The following is a 6582-nucleotide window of genomic DNA, read 5'->3' as shown; positions in this document are numbered from 1 at the left end:
AAAAACCTAAAACCAAACCCCGCCCCCTCTGACTGACAATCTTCTAGGGCGGGGTATGGCACTCACATTCATGAGGTTTTCCCATCATGACACAACCACCGCCGATACCTGTGGAAGCGGCTGCACCTTTCTCGATCGCACCCGCACCCGTATCCGCACCCGCATCAGAACCGGGTACAACAACAACAGCCGCTTTGTACCGCCAGCTCTTGATATCCGTTAACGCGATGCCGCACCGGGAACTGAGCGCTTTGATGGAAGCCTCCGTGTATTCATTCCGTCAAAGCGATACCCTCACCCGCGCTATCAAAGAATGCGGGACGATCGAATTATTCGGGGATAAATGGCCCCTGACTTTCGACTTCCTGCCAACATCCGCTGAAGCTTTAAATTTGGTGCGAGCGATCGCCGACCAATTCTCGTGCCGCCAGCTACACCCATGCTGGCAAGAACTCCTGAACACCAGCACCGACATCCAGAAGAAGGCGCTAATCGAAGCTATCGCCTACGCTCAGCACTACTCGTGCACGGTTTTGGAAGCGCTGTCCGAATGCGAGCTCTTAGATTTATTTCCAACATCTGAACATTTAAATGTTTGGATGTCTGAGAGTGAAGCGCTGCAAATGGTTCGCTTGTTCGCGGGTTCTCTGTTAGCCCAAAGTTCAGAGACATTGCCCAATGCCGGTGACGGGAGGGATTCGCGGTGAGAGCGCTCAAAAGCCATCAATTCAAGTGGAGCGTTACCGTCACCCGCAAGTACAATCCACCCCGCCAGATCGTAGTTTTCGGGCGATCGCCAGCAGAAGCGCTGCAAGGTGCGGTTTCTTCTGCCCGCGAAGTCTGGGGTATCTGGGATGCCAAATCGTTTAGCGCGCCGGAAAGGAAATAATTTTTTTTGAGTTTATTGCGGTTGCTAATTAGTTGATAAAAAACTAGCAACCGAGAGGCGACCGCAAACAAACCGGTTAAAGACCATGAAACCGCTATCAACCATAATTCCCGACTGTGTGGTCTGGACAACCAACGATGCGCTAGCAAACGCCATGAATATCTCCCTAACTCAACTTCGGCGCGATGCTGCGGTACTCAAAGCCTTGGGGTTAATTCGCCAATTACAACTAGAGGAAACGCAGCAGAGATACAAGGGATTCGACCAGCGCGATAGCGAGATTATGTGGCTGTTCAGGCAGCTAGTCAAGGAACGAGGCAGGACTCAAGCTATCAATTCAATTCATCAAATCATTGAGGAGTTTTACCATCATGAACACGACAGATAAGAAAGCAGTAGAGCAGGCTAAGGCAGCTCAAAATAGCAGCGCGGGCAAACAAAAACGCACAACCCGTTCTACCAAGAATGCAGAACAAGGTTTGAACAACGTCCAAGCAAAACTGAACGAGGCTCGGCAAAAAGTAAGGCAGAGTACCAAGGATTTTATCTTTGGAGGCGGTATTTCCGATGCTCTGGAAGATATCGCTAACGGAGATTTTGGTGATTTGGGCAACGAAATATTTGATGCACTTGATGTTTTCATTGGAGGGATAGACAGTGGACGTTTAGCATTGGAAACCAGGGAAACGGAGCCAAAAAAAATGCTAGCTGCATCGCTCGACTGCGAGAACTTCGACAACTCAGACAACGGAGTTCACAACAGAAGCAGGTAGTAGATAAATTGCTGATTTTTCTCCTTTACCGGCTTCAGGAAAAAGCCCGCACTGACGCTATTACCTCTGCGGGCTATTCTCCCACAAGTGATGATAATTATGCTGAAGAAACAATCGCGCTAATGAGGTTTGTCTGATGCTGGAAAGTTACGGTTTTATTGAGATGTATTTAGTGTGTCCTGGATTGAGATTGTGGCGGGTCGTTAAGTCTAAACTGGCTGCAATTAGCCAAGTGAGCGAAGTAGCAGTATTGGTGGGAGGGTGTGCGTGAACAATCGAAAGTTGCTATCAGCCGCAGTTCTTACAGAAGAAGACGAATTCTACGCTCTCCTGCAATGTGGCAGGAATTAACTATGTGGATCGGGTAAATGGAAAACCAGTTCGAGTTTACCCCTACTGGATAGACAGACCTAACTGCAATTGGCACAGTCCACCAGTCGCAGAAGATGAGGATGAGGATGAGGATGATGATGAGCCTGAAAGTGAAGATGAGGTTCGAGGTAATAGAAAAGGCTGGATAAGTCGATTAACAACGTGGTGGAAACGACGCGATGCTATCAATATCAACTTCTTGGAAGAATCCTCGTTAATGAGGTCACAAGAAATGAGCAGCGAATTAGAAACAGTAAAGCAGTTAGTGGAACTAGACCCAGTGCCAGAAGCAATTGTCAAATCTGTAGACATGGCGTGGGCTGTGTACCGCAAAGGGCAAATTCCCGACAACTACCTAATTTGTAAAGAGATGTTTTGGGAGGGAATTTGTCAGATTCTGGGTTACATTCCGGCTCATATTAAATGTAGCGGTCAAGGACACGTCTACATTTCATTCAGTCCCAATGAGACTTCTAGGTAACAACCATGTCAGATAAACTCTCGGTAATTTGTGCATCGCTCCTGTTTGCAGCCATCCCCGCAATGCTGGTTTACGCAGGTCAATCTATCTATCACGACGGTTATCGGCAAGCCGTAAAAGATTTACCGCCAACAGTAGTTCAAGGCGACCAGAATATAGACAACAGCACGAACCACAACTATCAATTTGCACCGTCACTTGGGGGGAAGTAAGCTTGGGAATTGTTTGACACTAACTAATGTAAACGGGAAAGCAAGGCAACTGAAAGAGGCCAAATGCAATGCTGAGTAAGATTATAGGAGCTTTAGCTACAAGCACTTTAAATGCAGTATTCGACGCTGCATTTGATGAGCTAAAGAGAAGGGGCGAAATTATTGAAGACGAATCATTGGCGGAACTCACCTCTGACAAGATTAAGATTTTTGCTCACTTGGGATTGAAAATAAAACTCGTTGTTGAGCCAGATTTCGCCTGCTGGTACGTGTATGACGGCGACCCCGACCCGATTGAAATTGGCGTTGAAGAAAATGAGGATAGAGCTTTTGATTCAGCTACAAAATGGGTGGACTGGTATTTGTCAGGTGAATGGAAACTTTCTGATAGAAGTTCCTATTCTACCGACCCGCAAAGAAATTAAACTTACACTCGCCTTGCTGCTGACTGCTGACAATGGATTTGATTGCATACCAACCCGCAGAATGGGTTAAAGGAGAAAAATAATGAATGCAATTGTTAAATACACAGGCGGTGGAGCCATAGCCCCAGCCCTAGTCGGAAAAGTCAAAGCATTTGATAGCGGGTGCATCTCACTTTTGCGAATGTGTCAAAAAAGAGTTAAAATGAAAAAGCTAGTAAAATCGTCAAATAAAGATGAGGTAAATAAAATGACACCCTCAGACCAACAACAACTAAAAGCCCACTTAAAAGCGGTAGCAAAAATTCTTTACAGAAATACAGAGCCAACCGAGTTAAAAAGTTTTGAAAGTATAGAAAAATCAGTCCGTCAGAAAATGTTATCAGAGGTTGGTCCAGAAATAGGTAACTTTTTTTTCTAGCAGTATCAGGAATTCAAACAGGAAAACCCCGAAAAATAAAATCAATAATCGGATCGCTCGACATTACAGATAATCAGGCAAAATATTTTGGCTTAAAAGCTTACAGTCAATTTAGTCCCCTGATGGAAAATTGCTGTCTTTTAATCACTGCTAACGAATCTTATCAAAGCGCCGAAAAAGATTTGGAAAAATTTACGGGGATCAAAATTTCTCACAGTACATTACAAAGATTAGTCAAGCGACAAGAATTTGAATTGCCTACATCTAAACAAGGAGTCAAAGAAATTACATTGGATGGCGGGAAAGTTAGACTACGCAACGAAACCAAGGGCGAGAGCTGTTACTGGAAAGACTATAAAGCCGTGTGTTTAGATAATGTTTATTCGGGAGCCTTTTTTCAAAATAATCAAGATTTAATTGATTGGACTAATAGCCAAAAATTACTACACCCTATGTATTGTCTAGGAGATGGTCATGCCGGGATTTGGAACATCTTTAAAGAAATTGGAGATAATGAACAAAGACAAGAAATTTTAGATTGGTATCATCTCAAAGAAAATCTCTACAAGGTAGGGGGTTCAATAAAACGATTGAAATTAGCAGAAAATATGTTATGGCAAGGCAAAGTTGATGAAGTTAGAAATTTATTTAAAGACTTTAAAAGTCAAGCATTTAAAACGTTTTGCAATTATTTAGAGACCCATCGCTGCCGAATAGTGAATTACCAATACTACAAAGAAGAGTCCATAAGTTCGATTGGTTCGGGAACAGTTGAATCAACAATTAAACGCATTGGATTAAGGGTGAAAATATCGGGAGCGCAATGGAATATTGAGAACGTTTCCTCAATCCTGGCTCTTCGCTGTGCTTATCTCAACGGTCAACTTTCAATTTGATGTATGTGCCAAAGTGAGATGCACCCGAGCTGTGTCCCATTGCTAAAACTGAAGCTTGTTTTTCTGCGTCTGATAGACCAATCTCTTGACTGTAGGTTTCAAACGAGTGACGCAACTTGTGAGGAGACATCGAAACTCCGGCAAATCGCCAAAAAATATGTTTAACTTTTTTTCCAAAACTTGATGAATTCAGAAGTTTGCCATTTTTGTCTTGGAGAAAGAGAAAATTATGTTTGGGTTCTTTGGCCAAAACCTGACGCCACTTATTAATCCACATTTCAAGATAGTCATAAAATCGGGTGCCATCAGGAAAAGTTATATTGTTTAGAGGAATGGCAAGTTCTCCATAGGTGCCCATTGTTTTGTAGTCTTCAGGCCAGAGATAATACTGAGCCTCATTAGGGTTTTTCATCTTTTCTAATGAGACAAATGACCCATCTTGAAATCCGCCCTTGACCAAACTTTTACCGATTTCTGCCTCATAATATTCCTTGGCTCGTCGCGGAGGACAGGAAACCATCAGAGCAATAATGATAAATCTCTGAAAAGACCTCGCAATCCCTGTATCCATCCGGGGAATCTTGTCAATTTGAGGCCGTCCACCTCTGTAGCGGTTACTTCGTTGATAATGTTTCACCTCAAGAGTTGCTTCAAAGCGAGTTTTTTCTAAAACCTCTATAATTTGAGGATAGGGGACAACTAGAGAGCGCTTCTCACTTGTTGTTTTAGCTTGTTTTCGAGTCTCTCTTTCATGAACTCGACGACACGCCTTGAGAACATTAATTAACGGAATTTTATCAAAAGTATCTCGACTCTTCAAGTCCTCTGAGCTGACCTGACGATAATAAGTGAATTTGGCAAGGTTAATAATGGCGTTGTAGTTCTGAACTACCGACGCATGACTCACATTTCCCCACTCCACGTATTCCTCAATTAAGTTCGCAGCTTCTTTACCCAGGTCTTCAGATGTCTCCTGGGCCACTCCTTCTTTGTACATCCTTACCTTGTGAGCGTGCAAATTTCCCTCCTCTAAGCACTCGGTAAGCTTGAACTTCATTTGAGTAAAAGGCACAACTTTGGCTAGCCTCACCTCTGCTAAAAGGAGCTCCTCCTTCTTCTTGCGAAACATCCAGCCAAGTAATCGACAGACGTGTTGTACGTCTGCTTCCACTGTTGGGTGTTTAACTCTTAACTTTTTCTCCATGAACTCAGCGAATTCCATAATTTCTCGGTCAAATTCGGGATTGGCTAAATACCAATTTGGCTCCACCTGAGCAAAAGCAACCTGGAGCATGGATAAGCCAACCGGAGATAAAACGAATCGCCAATTCAGCCAAATTTTTCCAACTTGGTCTTTAGGAATAGAGACAAAATCGGTGTCCAAACATCCAAGAAATACAGTTTCGCTAGATGTTCGCAATCCGGCATGGAAATCTTTCATATCCTCACGCTTTCTACCTCCAGGTGCTTCCTTGAGGCAGTAAATAAGTTCAAGATTTTCCGGATCTGATTGGAACCACTTTCGGGAAACGGCAAATTTTACCATATTATTCAGGTGAAACTTGAACTGTTTTCGCTTGTTAGCTTCTTTCCAACCTTGCTCGTCAAAGAAATGTTCCGCATTTTGCAAAACAATTTTTAGATCGGAAATCGGTCGTTGTTTGAGAAAAGAGAGCGCCTTTGCCCTTTCCTTTTCGGTGGCTCGCTCCTTCTGAGGAACTGGCCCCCCTAAATATGGAGCGATTACGCGCGTTATCACCGTGTAACTCATCGGGATATAGCTAGGAGACTTAGACCCTAGTTGCCCTAAAAACTTCTGCCAGAACTCGAATAAATTCTGGGGCGGCGCTTCTGGTAATTCTTTCTCATCCACAGGAGTGGGAATTGGGTTAGAATTAGTGATAACTCTATGACCCTGATGAGGGAGAATTTTATAGGATGCGTCTTGACCTGTTGGTGACTTTTGTTCGTCGATATGAACTCCTTCGTTATGCTGTAAGGTTTGCAGATGATAAAGTCTTATATATATTATATAACTTTATCGACGTTGTGGGGACTGTCAGATTTAGGTATGGACGGCGAAGTATGGCATACGAGCCCACTAATCCTGTCGGGC

10 protein-coding genes are annotated in these 6582 nt (G+C 43.6%); 9 read left to right on the top strand and 1 reads right to left on the bottom strand.

Going from position 1 to position 6582, the window contains the following annotated elements:
- Positions 1-86 precede the first annotated feature (86 nt).
- From OSC7112_RS33880 to OSC7112_RS33840, 9 genes are all read left to right on the top strand, one after another.
- Positions 87-707, top strand: coding sequence for a hypothetical protein (locus tag OSC7112_RS33880; protein WP_015179903.1), 621 nt, complete (start codon positions 87-89; stop codon positions 705-707).
- Positions 704-889 carry a hypothetical protein gene (locus OSC7112_RS39130; RefSeq protein WP_150111771.1) on the top strand — a complete coding sequence of 62 codons (186 nt, stop codon included), beginning with the start codon at positions 704-706 and terminating at the stop codon, positions 887-889. The genes OSC7112_RS33880 and OSC7112_RS39130 overlap by 4 nt, the downstream gene beginning before the upstream one ends.
- An 85-nt stretch (positions 890-974) precedes the next feature.
- Complete coding sequence (locus tag OSC7112_RS33870; RefSeq protein WP_015179902.1) at positions 975-1277, top strand: hypothetical protein; 303 nt, start codon at positions 975-977, stop codon at positions 1275-1277.
- Positions 1261-1662, top strand: a complete 402-nt coding sequence (locus tag OSC7112_RS33865; RefSeq protein ID WP_015179901.1) for a hypothetical protein — start codon at positions 1261-1263, stop codon at positions 1660-1662. The genes OSC7112_RS33870 and OSC7112_RS33865 overlap by 17 nt, the downstream gene beginning before the upstream one ends.
- A gap of 136 nt (positions 1663-1798) precedes the next feature.
- On the top strand, positions 1799-1933 hold the full coding sequence (locus OSC7112_RS42080) for a hypothetical protein (protein ID WP_015179900.1): 135 nt from the start codon (positions 1799-1801) through the stop codon (positions 1931-1933).
- Between the two features lie 66 nt (positions 1934-1999).
- The gene (locus OSC7112_RS33860) at positions 2000-2515 is read left to right on the top strand and encodes a hypothetical protein (protein ID WP_015179899.1); all 516 of its coding nucleotides are present in this window, start codon (positions 2000-2002) and stop codon (positions 2513-2515) included.
- Between the two features lie 5 nt (positions 2516-2520).
- Positions 2521-2727: a hypothetical protein gene (locus OSC7112_RS33855; RefSeq protein WP_015179898.1), complete on the top strand. Its 207-nt coding sequence runs from the start codon at positions 2521-2523 to the stop codon at positions 2725-2727.
- Positions 2728-2795: 68 nt separating this feature from the next.
- A complete protein-coding gene (locus OSC7112_RS33850) occupies positions 2796-3152 on the top strand; it encodes a hypothetical protein (protein ID WP_015179897.1) in 357 nt (118 codons plus the stop codon).
- 247 nt (positions 3153-3399) lie between these two features.
- Positions 3400-4466 (top strand): ISKra4-like element ISOni1 family transposase gene (locus tag OSC7112_RS33840; protein WP_150111775.1). Its coding sequence is split into 2 segments (ribosomal slippage): positions 3400-3568 and positions 3568-4466, totalling 1068 coding nucleotides; the frame shifts between segments, so codons are not numbered across the junction.
- On the opposite strand, the gene OSC7112_RS33835 is transcribed toward OSC7112_RS33840, so the two are convergent.
- A complete protein-coding gene (locus OSC7112_RS33835) occupies positions 4444-6339 on the bottom strand; it encodes a site-specific integrase (RefSeq protein ID WP_015179895.1) in 1896 nt (631 codons plus the stop codon). The two genes, OSC7112_RS33840 and OSC7112_RS33835, sit on opposite strands and share 23 nt — an antisense overlap.
- Positions 6340-6582: the final 243 nt, after the last annotated feature.

Origin of the sequence: Oscillatoria nigro-viridis PCC 7112 (genome assembly GCF_000317475.1) — a bacterium.
Lineage (GTDB): Bacteria > Cyanobacteriota > Cyanobacteriia > Cyanobacteriales > Microcoleaceae > Microcoleus > Microcoleus nigroviridis.
This window is presented reverse-complemented; position numbering and strand designations above follow the sequence as displayed.